At 60.2% G+C, this 20,378-nt stretch carries 14 protein-coding genes; 8 read left to right on the forward strand and 6 right to left on the reverse strand.

What is annotated here, in order from left to right:
- Positions 1-88: 88 nt before the first annotated feature.
- From ACR0NW_RS20830 to ACR0NW_RS20855, 6 genes are read right to left on the reverse strand one after another with little or no spacing between them, the layout of a single operon-like run.
- Positions 89-1,771, reverse strand: coding sequence for a thiamine pyrophosphate-binding protein (locus tag ACR0NW_RS20830; protein WP_480452040.1), 1,683 nt, complete (start codon positions 1,769-1,771; stop codon positions 89-91).
- Positions 1,768-3,129: an amidase gene (locus ACR0NW_RS20835; RefSeq protein WP_480452038.1), complete on the reverse strand. Its 1,362-nt coding sequence runs from the start codon at positions 3,127-3,129 to the stop codon at positions 1,768-1,770. The genes ACR0NW_RS20830 and ACR0NW_RS20835 overlap by 4 nt, the downstream gene beginning before the upstream one ends.
- 2 nt (positions 3,130-3,131) lie before the next feature.
- Complete coding sequence (locus tag ACR0NW_RS20840; protein WP_480452037.1) at positions 3,132-5,543, reverse strand: FAD-dependent oxidoreductase; 2,412 nt, start codon at positions 5,541-5,543, stop codon at positions 3,132-3,134.
- Complete coding sequence (locus ACR0NW_RS20845) at positions 5,540-7,942, reverse strand: GcvT family protein (RefSeq protein WP_480452035.1); 2,403 nt, start codon at positions 7,940-7,942, stop codon at positions 5,540-5,542. The genes ACR0NW_RS20840 and ACR0NW_RS20845 overlap by 4 nt, the downstream gene beginning before the upstream one ends.
- The gene (locus ACR0NW_RS20850; RefSeq protein WP_480452033.1) at positions 7,939-9,228 is read right to left on the reverse strand and encodes an aspartate aminotransferase family protein; all 1,290 of its coding nucleotides are present in this window, start codon (positions 9,226-9,228) and stop codon (positions 7,939-7,941) included. The genes ACR0NW_RS20845 and ACR0NW_RS20850 overlap by 4 nt, the downstream gene beginning before the upstream one ends.
- On the reverse strand, positions 9,225-10,769 hold the full coding sequence (locus ACR0NW_RS20855) for a trimethylamine methyltransferase family protein (protein WP_480452032.1): 1,545 nt from the start codon (positions 10,767-10,769) through the stop codon (positions 9,225-9,227). Before ACR0NW_RS20855 ends, ACR0NW_RS20850 begins: the two co-directional genes overlap by 4 nt.
- 110 nt (positions 10,770-10,879) lie before the next feature.
- Here ACR0NW_RS20855 and ACR0NW_RS20860 point away from each other — a divergent pair, with 110 nt between their 5' ends.
- The 8 genes from ACR0NW_RS20860 to ACR0NW_RS20895 all read left to right on the forward strand — a co-directional run bounded on the left by ACR0NW_RS20860 (position 10,880) and on the right by ACR0NW_RS20895 (position 20,354).
- A complete protein-coding gene (locus ACR0NW_RS20860) occupies positions 10,880-11,761 on the forward strand; it encodes a LysR substrate-binding domain-containing protein (RefSeq protein ID WP_480452031.1) in 882 nt (293 codons plus the stop codon).
- Between the two features lie 153 nt (positions 11,762-11,914).
- Positions 11,915-12,889 (forward strand): cytochrome ubiquinol oxidase subunit II family protein, encoded by a 975-nt coding sequence (locus ACR0NW_RS20865; protein ID WP_480452029.1) that lies wholly within the window; start codon positions 11,915-11,917, stop codon positions 12,887-12,889.
- Positions 12,886-14,976, forward strand: a complete 2,091-nt coding sequence (locus ACR0NW_RS20870) for a cbb3-type cytochrome c oxidase subunit I (RefSeq protein ID WP_480452027.1) — start codon at positions 12,886-12,888, stop codon at positions 14,974-14,976. Before ACR0NW_RS20865 ends, ACR0NW_RS20870 begins: the two co-directional genes overlap by 4 nt.
- Complete coding sequence (locus ACR0NW_RS20875; RefSeq protein ID WP_170656403.1) at positions 14,973-15,605, forward strand: cytochrome c oxidase subunit 3; 633 nt, start codon at positions 14,973-14,975, stop codon at positions 15,603-15,605. Before ACR0NW_RS20870 ends, ACR0NW_RS20875 begins: the two co-directional genes overlap by 4 nt.
- Positions 15,598-15,918 carry a cytochrome C oxidase subunit IV family protein gene (locus ACR0NW_RS20880; protein WP_170656401.1) on the forward strand — a complete coding sequence of 107 codons (321 nt, stop codon included), beginning with the start codon at positions 15,598-15,600 and terminating at the stop codon, positions 15,916-15,918. The genes ACR0NW_RS20875 and ACR0NW_RS20880 overlap by 8 nt, the downstream gene beginning before the upstream one ends.
- A 49-nt stretch (positions 15,919-15,967) precedes the next feature.
- Positions 15,968-16,945 (forward strand): HlyD family secretion protein, encoded by a 978-nt coding sequence (locus ACR0NW_RS20885; RefSeq protein ID WP_170656399.1) that lies wholly within the window; start codon positions 15,968-15,970, stop codon positions 16,943-16,945.
- Entirely contained in the window at positions 16,942-18,471 is a 1,530-nt protein-coding gene (locus ACR0NW_RS20890; protein WP_480452026.1) for a DHA2 family efflux MFS transporter permease subunit, read from the forward strand. Before ACR0NW_RS20885 ends, ACR0NW_RS20890 begins: the two co-directional genes overlap by 4 nt.
- A gap of 296 nt (positions 18,472-18,767) precedes the next feature.
- On the forward strand, positions 18,768-20,354 hold the full coding sequence (locus tag ACR0NW_RS20895) for an ABC transporter substrate-binding protein (RefSeq protein ID WP_170656395.1): 1,587 nt from the start codon (positions 18,768-18,770) through the stop codon (positions 20,352-20,354).
- Positions 20,355-20,378 lie beyond the last annotated feature (24 nt).

Genomic DNA, 20,378 nt, shown 5'->3' on the forward strand with positions numbered 1-20,378 from the left:
TACCGGTACTCTAACCCCATGATACGCTCTGGCACCAGCCGGGATGCGGCCCGGTTGTGAACCGGCCCTGTTCCGGAACCGTTCAATGTCAGTTTTGCTTGCCGCCCTGATCCGGGGCCTTGAACAGATCCTTGCGCAGCGTCATCAGCGCGCCGGGGTCGATGCGGGCCTGGATAACTGTTGTTTCATTGCTGGCTATCGCGGCCTGCAGCGCAGATCCAAGCTCCCCCGGTTCTTCAACCCAAATTCCTTTGCCACCGCAAAGCTCGGCGAATTTGTCGTAACTCGGAGATTGGATTTCCGCACCCAGCAGGCGCCCACCATAAAATTCCTGTTGATAGGCCTTTTCAGCCCCCCAGGCCTGATTGTCGAGGACGACGATCACTATCGGCAGGCCGTGTTGAATGGCCGTCTGGATTTCGATCATCGTATAGCCAACAGCCCCGTCACCCATGATCGCCACCACGGGTCGTTCCGGTGTTGCTGCCTTGGCTCCGACGGCTGCGGCCAATCCAAACCCGACCAGCCCAAAATCCAGCGGCGTAATCAGTGACAGGGGCTCGTAATGTGCAAGCCGATCTGCGGCCTGCAGGCATGTGTTGCCTGTATCAAGTGTAACGACCGCATTTTCCGGCAGGACAGCGCGTATTTCTGCCAGAGCGCGCCGGGGGTGCAGGGGCAGGGTGGATATCTCTGCCTCGGCCTGACGTTCCGCTGCCAAATCTTCCATGTCCTTTCGGAATTCCGCTCGCCACGCATCCGCGTCTGGACGGTTTGCGGCGTGGGTCAGGGCCTCGGCCGTCAGACGGGCATCCCCCTGTGCGGCAATCTCGGCAGGAAAGTACCGCCCGGTGGCAGACCCGTCGATATCCACATGTGCAATGCGCGTGTTAGGCCCGACATAGTCGTGGGAGTGAAAGGTCGAATTGAAACCCAGCCGCGCACCCAGAACGACCATTACATCCGCTTCCTTGGTCAGGCGCGAGGCTACCCGATTGCCGCGCGGTCCCGCCTGACCGGCAAACCACGGATGCCCGTGGCGCATCACGTCCGCATGACCGGTCGAGGCCACGACCGGAACTTCCAACGTCTCTGCAAGTTTCGTCAGCGCGTCTCGTCCCTGACCCCATTTGAAGCCACCCCCGGCAAAAATGACGGGCCGCTGCGCGGCAGACAGCATCGCGGCAATGGCTTCAATATCCGTAGGCGCTGCCGGGCCCGATTGCGCCACTTTGATGGCCACGGGATCAATCGCCGGAACTTCTGCCGCAAACAAGTCACGTGGAACATGCAACACGACCGGTCCGCGACGTCCGGTATTGGCCAGCCGGATTGCGTCTTCCAGCATCGGAACCAGCCGTGACGGGTCGGTCACCATGACCGACCGTTTGCTGATCGGGGCAAACAGGGCGACCTGATCGACCTCTTGAAACGTGTCCTTGACCTGATCCGCCCGGGTGATGGCACCGGCGATGACCACCAAAGGCGAATAGGCCAGATACGCTTCGGCCACGGCGGTTACGATGTTCACGACACCGGGCCCGGCCTGCGCGCCCAGCACGACGCCAGGTTTGCCGGTCATGCGCGCCCAGGCATCGGCCATGTGGCCTGCCGCCCGTTCGTCGCGCGCGCCGACATAGGCAATCTCGCCGCCTTTATACATCGCGTCGTAAAGCTCCAGCATCGAGCCGCCCAACAGGCCGAATACCGTATCGATGCCGTTGGCTTTCAACACGCGGTAAACCGCTTCTCCGCCGTTTATGAGTGTCATGAGCTTTCTCCGGTCAATGCGCGCTCGATGCTTCGGGCAAAGCGCAGAAGTTTTGCGTCCGAGCCTTTCGGCCCGGTGATATGAAGGCCAACCGGCATTCCGTCCGAGGACGTACCGAACGGCAGGGAAATCGAGGGCAGTTCCATCACCGGCGTCAGGGTAACGGTCCGCCAGTCCTCGGTAATTTCGCCATCTTTTAGATCTGCATCAAAGGGCAGGCCGGTGGCGGTTGGCCACAGGGCAAAATCGTAGCGTTCAAAAAAGTTGACGACATGTTCCCAAACCTGCGTGCGGGTGTGCTGATAGGCAATCACGTCCATCAGGCTCAGCGCCTCTGCCTGCGCGCAGGCGGTCCGAAAGCTTTCACCCGCCAGCGCCATGTCCGGGTTCAGCATGGCGCGCACCGAAAGGGCCGATTGCCCGCGGATCAAGTCGCCATGTTCCAGAAGGGGCGCAAGATTCGGGGCGCCCTGTTCGACCTGCCACCCCAACTCGCGGCACAATCTTTCAACCGGCGCAATGGCGGCTTGCACCGACGGATCGACGCGCGCGCCGAACGGGGCAAGCGACAGGGCCAGTCGTCCCGGCGGGTCGGCCTGTTCCAGTGTGGCCAAGCCGGGAAGGATGCCGTCAAACATCAACGGTTGCGATGAAGTGCGACCCTGCATGACCTCCAGCATGAGCGTCAGGTCCGTAACGGTTCGCGCCATTGGTCCGGGGACATGCAAGCCGTCGAACGGGGTCGGGTTCGGCGACATCGGCACCAGCCCCGAACTGGGCCGATATCCGACCACTCCGCACCAAGCGGCAGGCGTGCGCGTGCTGCCGCCCAGATCCGAGCCATCCGCCAGCGCCACCATACGCGCAGCCAGTGCAGCGGCCGCACCGCCCGAACTGCCGGCGACGGTCTTCGCCGGGTTCAGCGGGTTGCGGGTTGTTCCGGCAACAAGGTTCGCGGTTTGCCCGGAAAAGGCAAACTCGGGTGTGTTGGTTTTGCCAACGATAACCGCCCCGGCTTGTCGCAAACGGCCTACGTGCATCGCGTCCCGTTTCGGCACATGGTTCGCGAAACTCTGCGACCCCCAAGTGGTGCGCAGATCCGCAGTTTCGAACACATCCTTGATCCCCACGGGCACTCCATGAAGTGGCCCGGCAAATTCCCCGCGCGCAGCCATCTGGTCCAGTTCGGCGGCCCGGGACTCTGCTGTTTGCCAATCGAGGGTGATAAAGGCTTTGATCGCAGGTTGATGCTTTTCGATCTGCGCGCGGCACGCGGCAAGAACCTCTCTTGCGGAGAGGTCCAGATCGCGCAAACGCTTTGCAAGTTCCGTGGCGCTAAGGTCCGTGATCCCTGTCATGATTATCCATCCGTACCCGGTCGTCGGTTTTCAGGATCGAATACAGCCTTTTCATGCACGGTCACGTCATATGTTTCGTTCAATAGCTGAACCGTCAGATTTACTCGTGGTGTGCCCCTGCGGACGAACAACCAGCCAAGGCTTTTACCCACGGTGTACCCATAGCCGCCGGATGTGGTCAGGCCGATGACCGCGCCATCAGACAGAACCGGTTCACCCCCCGACACATCCATACCGCCACTATGGGTTTCGGCAAAAAGCAACTCCCACTCAGGCTTGCGATCCAACAGGGTTGCGCGTCCGACAAAATCCCGCCCGTCACTTTTGACGAACCGCTCCAGCCCAACATCGAAGGGGCCGACATCGGTGGTCAGTTCGGCGCTTGCGCGATAGGCTTTTTCCATTCGCATCCCGTTGAAGGCATAAGACCCCAGATCGATCAACCCATGCTCCTGTCCCACCTTGAAAAGGGCGTCGTAGAGGTCACCGATTTGCGACAGAGGGCAGTGCAGTTCCCACCCCAGTTCACCGACAAACGAGACGCGCAATGCGTAGCAGGCGATCCCGGCGACCTCGATCTCCTGACCGGACAGCCACGGAAATGCTGCGTTCGACAGGTCGGCGCGGGTGAGGTCCGACAGGATGGTGCGCGACGCGGGTCCGGACAGCGCCAGCATCCCCCAATCTGACGTTCTGTCGATAATCCGAACGTCTTCACCTTCACGGATATGATCTCTGATCCACTCCAGATCGGGCTTTGCGCGTGCAATCGGTGATCCGGTGAAAAACCTGTCCCCGGCAATGCGCCAGATCGTGATTTCGGTTTCGAACCGGCCTTTGGGTGTCAGCAGGTGGCTCAGATTCATCCGCCCGTCACGGGCCGGTATGCCATTGGCGGACAGGCGATCCAGCAGATTGCCCGCGTCCTTGCCGATAATCTCGAACTGGGCAAAGGCGCACAGATCGATGACACCAGCAGCGTCCCGCGTGGCCACCGCTTCGCGCCTTGCGTTCTCATGCCATGCCTGCCGTCCCCAGCCGATCTGTTCCTGTTCGCCAACCTCACCGAAATACCGCGGCCGCTCCCAGCCCGCGACTTCCCCAAAAACCGCGCCTTTGGCGGCCAGACGGTCATAGAGTGGATGGCGCTGCACGGGCCGAAGCGAATGGAATTGCTTGCCGGGGCAGGGGGTGTCGTGGCGCCGCATGAACTCGTCTTTCGTGCGCTCGACGATGAAGTGGCCGGATGCGAAGTTTCCATACCGGCGCGGGTCGAGCCCACGCGTGTTGATCTGTGTTTCACCATGCACCATCCAGTCGGCCAGCACCTTGCCAGCCCCGCCGCCCCAGGCCAGCCCGATGGACGACCCACAGGACAGCCAGACATTCGGCGCGCCCGACGGGCCGACCAGCATGCCGCCGTCCGGCGTATGGGTGATGGCACCACGCACCACGCGTTTGATCCCCAGATCGGCCAGGATCGGCATCTTGCCGAAAGCCACCATCAGAAAATCACCGATACTGTCATAATCCGCCTGAAACAGCTCATTTTCAGCCGCCCAGGGCGCGCCATCGGGCATTTCCCAAACCGTCGGGCACACGTGACCTTCGTAGATGCCGATCAGCCCCGATTTCTGCTCCTGCCGGATATAGCCGCCAAAGGCGTTGTCGCGCATGACCGGCAGTTCTGTGCGGCCCTCGAATTCAGGAACGGCGTCAGTCACCAGATAGTGATGCAGGCAGGAAACCGACGGGATCGTCAGACCGAACCATTCTCCGACCTGATTGGCATAAGATCCGGCGGCAATCACCACATGTTCGGCCAGTACATCCCCTGCTTCGGTCCGCAGCAGCCACATATCCCCTTTTCGGCTCGCCCCGGTCACCCGGTTGCGGCGTTCGATCACCGCGCCCCGCGTGCGAGAGGCAGCGGCAAGTGCCATCGTGACGCCAGAAGGGTCGATATGGCCATCCTCAAAGGTCCGAACGGCGGCCTTCACGTCATCCACGCGGTAGAACGGGTTGCCTTGGGCGACCTCATCCGGCCCAACCAGTTCCATGGGCAGATCCAGCAGTTTGCCGACGCCCATGATGGACTTCATCCAATCCACCTCGTTATCCGTTGTGGCGATGCGGAACCCGCCAACCTCGTGCCAGCCGATTGACTGCCCGGTTTCCCGTTCGACCCGCTTGTATGTTTCGATCGAGGTTTTGTTGATCCAACCCATCACCCGGCTGCCGACCGCATGTGCGATCTGCCCCGCCGCATGCCATGTCGAGCCCGAGGTCAGCTCGGACTTTTCGAACAGGATCGTATCCGTCCAGCCGTTTTCGGCCAATTGGAACTGAGTGGCGACACCCATGATCCCGCCACCGATGATGGCGACCTGCGTGGTTCGCAGCGTATCGCTCATGAAAATACCTCTTTGATCGGTTTGGCCGTAGCGCGGGCGGTGAAACGGGTGCAGGCGATTTCCACCTCGAAGCCGTCGACAACAGGTGCGGACCGGATGCGATCCAGCGCGCCGGTCAACATCGCCAGAGCAACCGTGCACCCCAACCGGTCACTCCATGCTGCTGAGGTGATCTGACCTACCACTTTATCCTCGTAATAGATCGGTTCGTCATGGATCGGGATGGCGTTTGGATCGTCAAACAGTATCGAGACGATCATGCGTTCGGGTGTACCCGCTTGCTGTATTGCCTCTTCCCCGACAAAGCCGCTGCCCATGGCGCAGAACTGCTGCAATCCGGCCTCCACCGGCGTCACGCCCGGCGTCAGTTCATGCCCGAACGCCCGATACCCGCTTTCGATCCGCAAGGTGCCCGAGGCGTACAGACCAGCATGCGTCGCGCCTGCAGCCACCAAAGCCTCATGGGCGCTCATCGCCATGTCCGAAGGTAGATACAACTCGTACCCGTCTTCGCCGGTAAAGCTCAGCCGCCCGGCCCAGCCCCGCGCCAGACCAACCTCAATCGGGGCAAAATGAAACCGTTTCAGATCGGGAACCGGGGTGTTGGTTGTCGCCCGCAAAACCTCGCGCGCGCGGGTGCCCGCAAGCCCGATGATTGCGTAACCGCTGGTGACATCCGTGATTTCGACGCGAAAACCCGGTTTGAGATCCCGCATCCGCTGCAAATCGCGGACAACCTCTCCGGCCCCTGTGATCATCAGATACATGTCCGGCCCGTGCCGCTGTACCGTCACATCAGATTCGATCCCTCCCCTGCGGTTCAGGATCTGGCTATAGGCGATGCGGCCGGTCGCAATGTCCATTTCCGCCGCGCATAGCCGATTGAGGAAAGCGCAGGCATCCGGTCCCTGTACCATGATCTTGCCAAAGGCGCTTTGATCCAGAATGGCTGCGCCCGCCCGGCAGGCGGCAACTTCGCGTCCCACCTGCTCGCGCCATTTCGGAATGCCAAACGTCAGCGGCAGATGCGCCGCATCGCCACCGAAATGCACCGCGCGTTCCCAGCCGCCGCGGCTTTCGAACTGGGCGCTTGCCTGCACAAGCCCTGCGTGGATGGGCGAGCGTCGCTGACCGCGAGCCGTGGTCATGGCGCGGCCCGGGTAGGGGTTGTCATAGTGACGGCCCAGAACTTCGGGTATCCGTGCCTCAAGCGCGCCCAGAACGTTCATTTCGGGGCCAAAGCGGCGAATGTCGGCCTCGTTCAGGTCCACCGTCGGCTCACCCGCGATGATCCAGTCCGCCATTGCCTTGCCCGCCCCGCCAGCCAGAGCGATACCCGTCGAATTCATTCCGCCCAGCAGGAACAGCCCCGGCACGTCCGGGCTTTCCCCGATCATGAACTGGCTGTCTAGGGTAAAGCTCTCCGGTCCGTTCAGCAGCATCCGCACCTCGGCCTGTTCCAGAGCCGGAATGCGGCGCAGGGCGTTTTCCATCATTGGCATGAAGTGATCCCAGTCTTCATCCAGCAGATCGAACGAGAAATCGGCGGGTAGGCGATCCAGCGGCAGGCCCTTCGCATGTGGCTCGAACGATCCGACCAACAATCCCTCGACATCATCGCGGGCGTACAGAAAGGCGTCCTGATCGTTCAACGTCGGCAGGTGCGTGCCGGGTCCAAGCGCCTGAACCTCGGGCAGGGGTTTCGTCAGGATGTAGAAATGTTCGCAGGCGTAAAGCGGCATATGTGCCCCGGCCATGGCGGCGACCTCGCGGGACCACAGGCCGCAGGCAATCACCACCTCATCAGCGGTGATGAGGTGATTTCCAACCTCGACGCCGGAAATGCGCCCGCCTTTCTTCTGCAACCCAGTGACAGCCGTGTCTTCGAAAAACCGCACACCGCGTGCGCGCGCACCCTTGGACAGGGCCAGTGCCACATCCGACGGGTTGACCCGCCCGTCAGCCGGTGACCACACGGCCCCGATCACATCGTCCACCTCGATCAGCGGCCACAATTCCTTGGCGCGCGCTGCATCGACCATATGCGCCTCAAGCCCGAAGGCCCGACCGAGTGAGACCTGACGCTTGATGTTGGTCAGCCGGTCCTGATTTGTCGCCAGCGTCAGTGAACCGGTCTGGGTCCAGCCTGTGGCCTGACCGGTCTCTCTTTCCAGCTCGCCATAAAGGTCGATCGAGTAGTTGATCAGTCTGGTCAGCGTGGCCGAAGGGCGCAACCGCCGCACCAGTCCGGCGGCGTGCCAGGTGGTGCCGGATGTCAGCTTGGATCGCTCCAGTACCACGATGTCCTTTCGCCCCTCGCGGGCAAGGTGATAAGCAACCGAACAGCCAATGACCCCGCCACCGATGATCACCGTTCGCGCGTGTTTGGGCAGGCTCATTGCAGCACCCCGTCCCGGATCATTTCCGTCAGTGTGTCGCGAAATGCGTCAAGCGCCTCGTCGATATGACTGACCTCATGCGCGCCCGAGGTTACGCCCGATGTGTAGGACATCATGTCGACACCCCGCTCCAGCAGCCCGTTCCGATAGGCGCGAACAACGTCCCGCGGCAGGCCGCGTATCTGGGCAGGGGTCAGACCACTCAGATTACGGTGCCCGAAATGCACATGGAAGGCTGAGCTTTCGCCATAGGCAATCCCGCACACGCCAAGCTGGGACAGGATCGCATTCATACCGTCGCGCAAACGTTGCGCCATGGCGTCTGCCTGCGTCTGCGCCTGTCCCGAGGCCAGCAGCGGCATCGCCGCACAGGCCCCGGCGGCGATCAGGGGCGAGGCGTTGAAGGTGCCCTTGTGACTGACCGGAGGGGACAGGCCATCGCGGACGGCGGCGTTGTTCATAAGCTCCATGATCTCTGCCCGTCCACAAACTGCGCCACCCGGCAGGCCGCCGGTCACGATCTTCGCCAGCGTCGTCAGGTCCGGCGTGATCCCGTCGAGCGCCTGACGTCCGCCCGGCGACCACCGGAACCCGGTGATGATCTCGTCAAAGATCAGAACCGTGCCCGCCGCGCGCGCCACATCGTGAATGCCCTTCAGAGTGTCCGTGGACATCGGAATGCTGCCGTAATTCGCCCCCGAAACCTCGACAATGACGGTCCCGATGCGGTCGTCCTGCAATGCGCTTTCCGCAGCCTGCGGATCGGCGGCGCACACCTCGATCAGATCGTTCACCGCGTCTGGAACGCCCAGAGTCGATGGCGCATCGCTGCCCGCTTTGGCCCCTTTCATCGCGTGATCGTGCCAGCCGTGGAAATGGCCGTCGATGCGCAGCACCCTGTCCCTGCCCGACCATGCGCGCGCCAGCCTGAGGGCCAGCATCGTCGCCTCGGTCCCGGACGCAGTAAAGCGGGTTCTGTCGGCCGATGGAAACAGTCGGTTCACCCATTCGGCCCATTCGACCTCCGCTTCATGGCAGTCGGCGGAAAACAGGGATCGCGCGGCCTGCTCCTGCACCGCCTGCACAATCGCGGGATGGCAATGGCCCAGCATCTGACTGGCTGAACCCATCTTGAAGTCCACATAACGCCGACCGTCGGCATCCCATTTTTCAGCGCCTTCGGCCCGGTCGAAACAGATGGGATATGGTTCCCGGTATCGCAATTCGTGACTGACCCCACCGGGCAAGTTCTTGCGGGCCCGTTCCGCAAGGGTTTCGGATTTCATTCCGGCCTCCCTATGTCAGCGCGGCTTAGTCGGATGTCGAAGGCGTCGCGCAGCGCCGTGTCTGTCGCATCGTCGATGTGGGACGGGTAATGTGAGGCCAGAATTTCGCGCGCCGCAGTTTTCGCGGCCTCTCCGACAGGCTTTGCCCCGTCCTCCTGCCATTCGCGCGGAGTACGGCGGTCGCCAAGATGAGGATAGAAGTAATCCGATTTCATACGACCGAAGGTGTGCGTCTCACCCAGATAGTGACCTTCGCCCCGGCACACGTTGGCAATCACATCGGCGGCGATGTTATCCGGCGTTGCCTCAACCCCCCGAATGGTACGCAAGATGTTGCCCAGCAAGTCATTGTCGCTGACATAAGCCTCAAGCGAAACGCCCAGCAGGCTGGCCTGCATGCCGGCGGCCTGCGTCACGATGTTCGATCCGGCATGTGCTGCCATGGCCACGGCCAGCGACTTTTCTGCGCCATATTGCGCATCCAGCGTCTTGGCATCGGTGATGCCCGCGATGGAGCTGGTGGGCAGGTCGAAATGGCGCCCCATCTGTGCCGCCGCTGCCATCAGAATGGCCTGTTCGCCACCGCCGCCGGACATGGACCCGGTGCGCAAATCGGCCACCAATGGTTTTGGTGCGAATATCGCCCGGACCTGCGGGTCAACCAGACGCGCAAACACCAGTCCCGCCAGCGTTTCCGCAACCGCCTGAACCAAAGACCCCGCTATCGTCGCCGGGCTGGTTGCACCGGCCTGACCGGCGCTGATCAGTTGCACGGGGAAACCCGCCTGAATGGCCCGCTCCAGAATCTCGCAGGCGTCTTCGGCGAACCGCATCGGCGGCACCACATGACAGACCATCACCGTAAGAAACGGCCGGTCGCGAAATGCCTGTTCGCTACCGGCGACCCGATAACACAATTCGGCAATGGCGGACACGTTTTCCGGTTCGCTGATCGAAATAGAGACATGTTTGGACGTGCCCATCAGGCAGGCATAGGCCGTGTTCAGATCCATCACCGCATTGTCCGCGATATCGCGTGCCACGACTGAGCGGCTGAAATGATGGATGTTCTCCATCCGGTCAGAAATGCGCGCGGCATCATACAAGTCTTTCAGGGTCGAGTCGCGATAGGCCCCGGTGTCGATGTCAAACACACCCGGCGCCGCGCCCCCGGTGGACATGTGCACGCGTGCGTCCTTGATGTGCAGATCGTGTTGGGTGTCCTGACCACACAAGGAAAATCCACGGCGTGCGTCCTTTATCGCCGCATTGACCAGAGCGCGCGGAAACAACAGGCGGCCATCTTCGGTCAGGCTGCCCCCGGCGTTGGTGACACGGCGGATCATCGACGGGGTCGCCTGACTCAGCCCCAGTGTTTCCAGCAGAGACAGAACGCTTTCCTCGACCAACTCGACCTCATGCGGCGCAAGCGGTTTGAACCGACCGCCTTCGACACCCGGCCAGACGGCTGGGTGTTCGTCCGGTAGCTGAGCACGGGCTATACGGTCTTTTCGACCTCGCCGCCGCGATTGAGGTGCCATTCGCTCATGAGCCTACTTTGTTGGTGAAATCAAAACACACCGGAAAATCCCTGTTTACAAAGACAGGTTTCTCAACATTAGATGAGTTTGACTCATCTGATAGGTTTGCCATGCTTCCGTCTCTGCCCTCATTGCGCGCGTTTGATGCCGCGGCTCGGCTTGGCAGCTTCAGAGAGGCCGCCTCTCGGCTATCGGTCAGCCCCACAGCAATCAGCCATCACGTGCGCGGTCTTGAGGAACAACTGGGCATTCGCCTGTTCGACAGATCCGGCCGCAGGATTGCATTGACCGAAGATGGAAAGCGGTTGGCAGAGGCCACCGAACAGGCCTTTACCGTTCTCGAAGAAACCGTCGATACCCTGCAGGGTCGATCCCGCAACGTTGTCAGGATTGCTGCCGGTCCTATTTTCACCGCCCGCTGGCTGATGCCTCGGATCAGTGATTTCTGGGATCGTCATCCGGGCATCGAACTGGAGGTCGTCCCGTCTTATCGGCCCATGTCAGTCGGCGGGCAGGGGGCCGATATCATCATTCGATGGGAACGAGTTCAGAATGTATCGGCCAGCGCGGTGAAACTGCTGGAGTTGCGGCCGGTCGCGGTTGCCAGCCCTGATTTCATCGGCCGTCACGGCCCGTTCCGGCAACCATCGGACCTGCTGGATGTGCCGATCCTGCATCAGCGCGACCATTGGGGATGGCTTGACTGGTTCCGCGCTTTGGGCGTGGATACGCCCGACCATCTGCGCGGCCCTGTGTTTGAGGACGCCAATGTTCTGCTGCGGGGCGCGGCAGATGGGCAGGGGGTCATCCTGGGCTGGCTGCCGTTGATCGCTCAGGACATCAGCGAGAAGAGGATTGTCAGAATCTTCGACGAGAATATCCCGCCGAGCCATGGCTATTTTGTAGAAGTGCCCGAGGCGCGATCCACCAAACGGGTAAGAACCGTTATGAACTGGCTGTCCGAAGGACAGGAACCGGCACGGCAAATTTGACCGGTCATTTATCATCTAAAGCCCGGAATTCGCTGTAGCTGACCCTGTATTGAACATTGTTTGCAAACTGGCCGGGGTTTCAAAACCCTTGAGAAATTTTGGTTTTCTCCTAATAATCGAACGGGATCAGAGACATATACAGGTAAGGCAGGCGTGACACGAACGGCACAGAAACCTGCGGTCCTGTCGGCACTTGCCGCGGCCGCTCTGATAACAATGGCCGGTCCGGCCTTGTGCGACAGCAATACGTTCATGGACCCGCAAGGACCGATTGCGTCGGTGCAAAAAGTCCATCTGATCCGCGCGACCGCGCTGATCATGATTGCGGTCATCCCGGTTCTGGTTCTGGTGCCGCTGATCGTTCTGCGATACCGCCGCCGCAAGGGCGGAAACGCCGCGTATCGGCCTGACTGGGATTTTTCCGTCGGGCTGGAAATGCTGATGTGGGGCGTTCCGATCGCCATTGTGGCGTTATTGTCGTATTATCTTTGGAAAGCCACGCACCGGCTTGATCCGTATTCCGCTCCGTTTGGTGACGATCCGGCCCTGCGCGTTCAGGTGGTCGGTCTCGATTGGAAATGGCTGTTTATTTACCCCGATCTCGGTATCGCTACGGTGGGCGAGCTGGGCATTCCCGTAAAACGTCAGGTGGCCATGACCCTGACCACCGATACCGTCATGCAATCCTTCATGATCCCCGCGCTGGCCGGCCAGATTTATGCAATGCCCGGTATGACCACACAGCTGCATCTGTCAGCGGATATTCCGGGCCGGATGCAGGGGGAAAACACCCAGTATAATGGCCGCGGGTTTACCAAGCAGAAATTCGCGACCCTCGCCATGGAGGGTGGCGGCTTTGACGCCTGGGTCGATCAGGTGAAATCTGTAGGCATTCCATTGGATGAGGTGACGTATGGCACGCTCGCCATGCGTTCGGACCGGGACGAGGTTCAGGCGGCTTTGGGGACGCCTGATATGCCCGACGCGGCACTGTATTTTACTGTTCAGGATGATCTGTTCCGGTCGATCATCGCCCGGTACCACAGCGGCAAGCCGCTGCCGCGCGCCGATCAGCCCGGCACCACAGAGTTCAAGGCAGACACTGCTGCGCAGGAGGCAGATCAATGACATCGGTCGAGAACAGTTTCATTGGTCGCCTGAACTGGGACGCGCTGCCGATTACGGCACTGATCCAGAATCCCGGCGTGAACGAGATCGTCGCCAACGCGGCGGCAGCCGTTGTCATTATCGGCGTCGTCGCGGTTTTGGGTCTGCTCACATACTTTCGGTTGTGGGGCGTTCTTTGGCGCGACTGGCTGACCAGTGTCGATCACAAGAAAATCGGCATCATGTATATCGTGCTGGCAATTGTCATGCTGGCGCGCGGCGTGCTGGAAGGCGTCGTCATGCGTGCGCAGCAGGCGATGGGGCCGGATAACGGGTTTCTGGAACCCGACCATTTTGCCGAACTGTTCAGCACGCACGGCACGATCATGGTGTTTTTTGTCGCCGTGCCCTTTGTGGTCGGCGTCATCAACTTCATTATGCCGCTGCAAATCGGCGCGCGGGACGTGGCCTTTCCTGTCATGAACCAGATCGGCCTTGGTCTGACCGTTTCCGCAGGCATGATGCTGATGGTGTCACTGGTGGTGGGCGAGTTCTCGACCGGCGGCTGGACGGCCTATCCTCCTTATACCGGTGCGGCCTTCAACCCCGGGGTAGGGCCGGATTACTGGATCTGGGCCATTGTCGTGTCGGGCGTCGGGACCACACTCAGCGGGATCAACTTTGCCGTCACCATCTACAAGATGCGCGCGCCGGGGATGAAGTTCATGCGGATGCCGATGTTCTGCTGGACCATCATCTGCAGCTCGATCCTGATCATCTTTGCCATGCCGCCGCTGGGAGTTGCCGCCCTTCTGTTGGCTGCCGACCGCTATCTGGATTTCCATTTCTTCACCAATGACCTCGGCGGCAACATGATGAACTATGCCAACCTGTTCTGGCTGTTCGGCCACCCCGAGGTCTATCTGCTCGTGCTGCCCGCCTATGGCATCTATTCCGAAACCTTCGCCACTTTCTCGGCCAAGCGGCTGTATGGGTATCCGTCTCTTGTCATCGCAACCATGTCGATTGCGGTGCTGTCGTTTACCGTCTGGCTGCATCATTTCTTCACCATGGGGCAAAGCGCGCTGATCAACGCAGTCTTTGGTATTGCCACAATGCTGATCGCCATCCCCACGGGCGTAAAAGTCTATGACTGGATGGCCACGCTGTATCGTGGGCGCATTCGCCTTTCTGTCCCCATGCTATACGGCCTGTCCTTCCTGATCCTCTTTGTCATCGGAGGGCTGAGCGGTGTGGTTCTGGCCAATCCAACCGTCGACTATCAGGTCCACAACACACTGTTCCTTGTGGCGCATTTCCATAACGCGCTGCTGCCGGGGGTGCTGTTCGGGATGCTGGCCGGCTACAACTATTGGTTCCCCAAGGCCTTCGGGTTCCGTTTGAATGAATTCTGGGGCCGGATGTCGGCGATCCTGTGGACCGTCGGCTTCCTGCTGACCTTTATGCCGCTTTATTTCGTCGGCTTGATGGGAATGCCCCGCCGGTCGTTCAGTTACAGCGACCCGTCATTCCACCCTTACATGATCATGGCGATCATCGGGGCACTCATTATTACATGCGGCCTGTTTTCGATCCTGATCCAGCTTTGGGTCAGCATCCGCGACCGCGACAAGACCCGCGTGCCGGTTGGCGACCCGTGGGACGGGCGCACATTGGAATGGTCGATCCCGGCGCCGCCGCCGCCCTATAATTTTGCGATCATTCCGAAAGTGACCGAACGCGATGACTTCGCCGCCGCCAAGGAGCGGGGCGAGGCCTATCCGTCACCCGAAGCTTACGAGGATATCGCCTTGCCCAAAAACACGTCTATCGGCTTCATCCTGTGCGTGCTCAGCGGTGTCTGGATGTTTGCGCTGGTCTGGTGGATCTGGTGGTTGGCTGCGTTGGTGTCGGTTCTTATCATCCTGTCGGTCATCGTCTGGAGCTTTAACACCGATACCGAGGAAATCATCCCCGCCGCAGAGATCCGCAAACAGCACGAAGCATGGCTCGAACTGGTTCGCAGTTCCGCTCCGGTGGACCGCGATCACGAAACCGCTCCGGAAAACCGCGGTCTTGCTGGCCCCGATCTGGAGGCCGCCACATGAGACGCGCACCAAGACACAGCTATCCCGGCCTGAATCTGGGCGAGGACCACGCCAGCGCCCACAAGGCGACGGAACGGGTTCAGTTCGGCTTTTGGGTCTTTCTGATGAGCGATCTGGTCTATTTCGGCTTGATGTTCGCCATCTACATCACGATGATCGATGCGCAGGCGGGCGGGCCGGGGCCGCATGAGCTGTTCGACCTCTACAGCATCTTCGCCCAGACCCTGATCTTGTTGACCAGCAGTTTGACGGTGGGGCTGGCCTCGCTGGCGCTGAAATACAACCTGCCTCGGGTCAGGATCGTGTTCTGGTTCGGGTTGACCCTGCTGCTGGGTCTCAGCTTTTTGGTGCTGGAAATCCGCGATTTCATGTCGATGGCCGCGCAGGGCGGGGTGCCACAGCGCAGCGGTTTCCTGTCAGCATTCTATGGTCTGGTTCCGCTGCATGGGCTGCATGTTGCGGTGGGGTGTTTGTGGCTGATCGTGCTGGGGATTCAGCTGCGGGTCATGGGAATGACCGACCTGATGAAATCCCGCGTGATGCGGCTGGCGCTGTTCTGGCATTTCCTCGACCTGATCTGGATCGGCATCATCACCATCGTCTATTTCGGGGGGCTGACCTATGGATAGAAGGAGCGAGATGCACAAGCGCGAGCGGCGCAGATATGTGATCGGATACGGTCTGTCGCTGGCTCTGACCCTCGCCGTGTTTGTCATCGCATACCGGTATGGCATCAAAACCGTCGGCGTTTACCTGAGCATTGGCCTGCTTGGTCTGGCGCAGCTTGTGGTTCAGTTGATCTATTTCCTGCACATCGATCGCCGCCGAAGCAGCCGCGAGGATCTGGATCTGGTGCTGTTCTCGACGCTTGTACTATTGATCATCATCCTCGGGACGGTGTGGATATTGGGCAATCTGGCGATGCGGATGCACATGGGGTGACCTCGCCAAAACGATGGGGATCGGGCTAACAAAACAAAGGTTGGCAGGAATGAAATCACTCAAACTTCTAGTGGCGGCAGGTCTGGTTGTAGGCATCGCGGTCGGTCTTTTCTTCTATTGGCAGCACGAAAAGCGCTATCCATCGACACAGGACGCCTATGTCGGCGCCAATATCATCAACATCGCTCCGCAGGTGACGGGGCAGGTCTCGGAAATGGCCGTGATCGAAAACCAGAAGGTCAGCGCAGGGGACCTGCTGTTTGCAATCGACGACACGCAATTCAGCGCGACGGTCGATCAGGCCCGCGCCGATCTGGATTCCGCTATCAAGGATGCCGAAGCCTATGCCACTCAGATCGCAGCGGCCCAGGCCACAGTGGACAGTACACAATCCGCTTTTGACACGGCGCAAAAAAATCTGGAACGGGCAAAGGCGCTTTTTTCATCCGGCGACCTTGCTCAGGCCAGTCTGGACCAGAACACTTCAAATTTCGCGCAGGCCTCGGCACAGCTGACGGGTGCGCAATCGCGCCTGCTGTCGCTGCAAAGCGGGCTTGCGGCCAAACAGGATGCGGTCCTTTCCTCGCGGGCCCAGCTTCAGATCGCCGAGACGAACCTGGCCTGGACCAAGATCATCGCGCCTGCAGATGGATGGATCGCCAACCTGACCTTGCGGGTGGGGTCGTCCGTATCCGCAAATGCCCCGCAATTTGCGATTGTCGAGTCCTCGGAATGGTGGGTGGATGCGAATTTCAAGGAAACCGACCTGCCACGCGTGCGCCCGGGTCAGCCTGTCTCGATCTCGGTCGACATGTTGCCGGGTACGAAACTGACCGGAACCGTCGGTTCGATCGGGCGCGGGTCGGGGGACACATTTTCGCTGCTGCCGCCAGAGAATGCGAGCGGCAACTGGGTCAAGGTTACGCGCCGCTTTCCGGTGCGCATCTTTCTTGATCCGACCGATGCGCCGTTGCGCGTGGGTGGCAGCACGAATGTGACCGTCGACACCACGAAAGCCGCGAAATGAGCGATGCCACGGTTACGCGAAGCGGCGTCAACGCCGTCATTGTCGTTGCCGTGGTGCTCAGCGCCATGCTTGAGGTGCTGGACAGCACCATCGTCAACGTCGCGCTGCCGCATATTCAGGCCGCATTCGGCGCCACCACCGATCAGGCCACATGGATTCTGACCAGTTACATTGTCTCGGCTGTGGTGGTGATGCCGCTGACCGGGTTTGCCGCCCGCCGCATCGGACGCAAGCGGCTGATCCTGACCGCCGTGACCGGCTTTGCGGCGATGTCCATCCTGTGCGGCCTGTCCTGGAGCCTTGAGACAATCGTTGTCTTCCGGCTGGCGCAGGGCATGTTCGGCGCCTTTCTGATCCCGTTGTCCCAATCCATCCTGTTTGATGCCTTTCCCCGCGAAAAACGCGGTCAGGCCATGGCGATTTTCGGACTGGGCGTAGTGGTCGCCCCGATCCTCGGGCCGACGATCGGGGCTTGGCTGACCGAGTACTTCTCGTGGCGGATGGTGTTTTTCGTCAACATGCCGGTTGCGGCGCTGGCTTTGCTGCTATTGTCAGGCGAACTGCCAAAAGATGAAACTCAGGACATCCGGATCGACTGGACCGGTCTTGCGCTGATCGCGCTTGCCATCGGATGCCTGCAATTTGTTCTGGATCAAGGCGAAACAAAGGACTGGCTGTCATCGCGGGTCATTCAGGTTGCGGTTATCGCCTCGATTCTGGGTGCGCTCGGGCTGCTTTATCATGCGCTGACGCAGAACAAGCCAATCGTAGACTTGCGCCTGTTCGCGGATCGCAACTTTGCCATGTGCAACCTGATCATCGCGGGTTTTGCGGTTTCGCTGTTCGGCAGTATCGCGATCCTGCCCACATTTGTGCAAACCCTTCTGAATTATCCGGTGATCGAATCTGGGCACCTGTTCATACCGCGCGGTATCGCGGCCGGGGCCTCGATGGTCATCACCGGCGCCGTTCTTGTCGGGCGATTTGACCCGCGTGTGCTGGCCGGTATCGGGATGAGCCTGATTGCGGCGGGCAATTTCATGCTTGGCGCGCTGAACATGAATGCCGGTTTCTGGGAACTGGCATGGCCCGGTGTGGTCAGTGGCGCGGGGATGGGGCTGGTGTTTGTACCGCTTTCGATTCTGGCATTCGAAAACATCAGCCAGGCACGTCAGGACGAGGCGTCCGGCTTGTTCAGTGTGACGCGTCAGCTGGGATCTTCGATCGGGATATCCATCGTCGGCACGTGGGTGGTACGCGGGCTGCAGACCAATACCGCGCAGCTGACGCAATTCGTGACACCCTATAACCCGGCGGCACAGGCCTATCTGGCGCCGCTCGGGCTGACGCCTGACAGCGCCGAAGGCGCGGCGATTCTGGCGCAGGAGGTCTCAAGCCAGGCCGAGCTTTTGTCCTATCTCACGGTGTTCAATAATCTTGGTCTGGTGGCTTTGGCGACGCTGCCGCTGCTTTTACTCTGCCGCCCACCCAAGGCCGGAGCGGCGCAGGGTGCGCCGGTTCACTAAAGCGAACGGGCAGATCAGCGGTGCACCCAGTCTCGGCCAGAGAATGAGTCCGACTGTTGTTGAGCGCGAGGTCGCCGGTTTCGTAAGCGCCTGAGTGAATCGGCCAAAAACGGCACTTTGTCGCGAAAAGCGACAAAAATCTTTCCCGAAATCCGGAAATCTTGGTCGAAAGCGGTTGATATTGGATGCAATATAATGAAAACCAGATGAAGTTTCCCGGTCAACACAAACGAACCGGGGGGTGTCTCAACCGGAATCGCTCAAGCGATCCAACTTTTCCAACTGAGGAGGAGAGAATGAAATCCAGAATCCTGGCGGCAACCGCCGCCCTTGGTCTGATGACTGCACCCGCTATGGCGGCAGGCACGCTCGTCTATTGTTCCGAAGGTTCACCCGAAGGGTTCGACCCGGCGCTGTTTACCGCCGGCACCACCTTCGACGCCTCGTCGCACCCCATCTACAACCGCCTGATGGAGTTCGAGACCGGCACCACCAACGTGATCCCCGGCCTTGCCGAAAGTGTCGAAGCCAGCGATGACGGTCTGGAATACACCTTTACCCTGCGCAAGGGCGTCAAGTTCCATTCGAACGACGAATTCACCCCGACCCGTGATTTCAACGCCGACGACGTGATCTTTACCTTTGAGCGTCAGCGCCTTGAGGACCACCCGTTCAACAAGGTCAACGGCGGCACATGGGAATACTTCAACGGCATGGGCATGCCGGATCTGGTGAAGTCGGTTGAAAAGATCGACGATCACACCGTCAAGTTCACCCTGGCTACGCCCGAAGCACCGTTTGTTGCCAACATGGCCATGGACTTTGCCTCGATCCTGTCGGCGGAATACGCGCAGGCGATGATGGACGCAGGTACGCCTGAAAAGCTCAACACCGCTCCGATCGGCACCGGCCCGTTCGAAATGGTGGCGTATCAGAAGGACGCCGTGATCCGTTATCAGGCCAACGCCGACTACTGGAACGGCAAGGCGGATATCGACCAGCTGATCTTTGCAATCACCCCCGACGCATCTGTGCGCTATCAGAAGCTGAAGGCAGGTGAATGCCACATCATGCCGTATCCGAACCCGGCTGACATTCAGGCGATGAAGGACGATCCGGCCATCAACATGATGGAGCAGGAAGGTCTGAACGTCGGTTATCTGGCCTACAACACCACCATGGAACCCTTCGACAATCCGAAGGTCCGCAAGGCGCTGAACATGGCCATCGACAAGAATGCCATCATCGACGTGGTGTTCCAGGGTTCGGGTCAGGTCGCCAAGAACCCGATCCCGCCCACAATGTGGAGCTATAACGAAGCCATCGTGGACGATGCTTATGATCCCGAAGCAGCCAAGGCCGCTCTGGAAGCCGAAGGTGTTACCGATCTGAGCATGAAGATCTGGGCGATGCCGGTGCAGCGTCCGTATAACCCGAATGCGCGTCGCATGGCTGAACTGATCCAGGCGGACTTTGCCAAGGTCGGTGTCGATGTCGAGATCGTGTCCTATGAATGGGGCGAGTACCTGTCGCGTTCGAAAGAACTGAACCGTGACGGTGCCGTTCTTCTGGGCTGGACCGGTGACAATGGTGATCCGGACAACTTCCTTGCTGTTCTGCTGGGTTGTGACGGTGTCGAAGCTTCGAACCGTGCACAGTGGTGTCACCAGCCGTTCGACGACGTGGTGAACAAGGCCAAGCAGTCGACCGATGTTGCCGAGCGCACCAAGCTGTACGAAGAGGCGCAGACCATCTTCAAGGATCAGGCGCCCTGGGCCACCATCGCGCACTCGGTTGTCTTCATGCCGATGCTGGAAAATGTGAAGGGCTACAAAGTCCACCCGCTGGGCGGCCACATCTTCTATGGCGTAAGCGTCGAATAATCACTTGAACCCGGGCCGGGGCTG

Source organism: Ruegeria sp. CF5 (assembly GCF_056537325.1).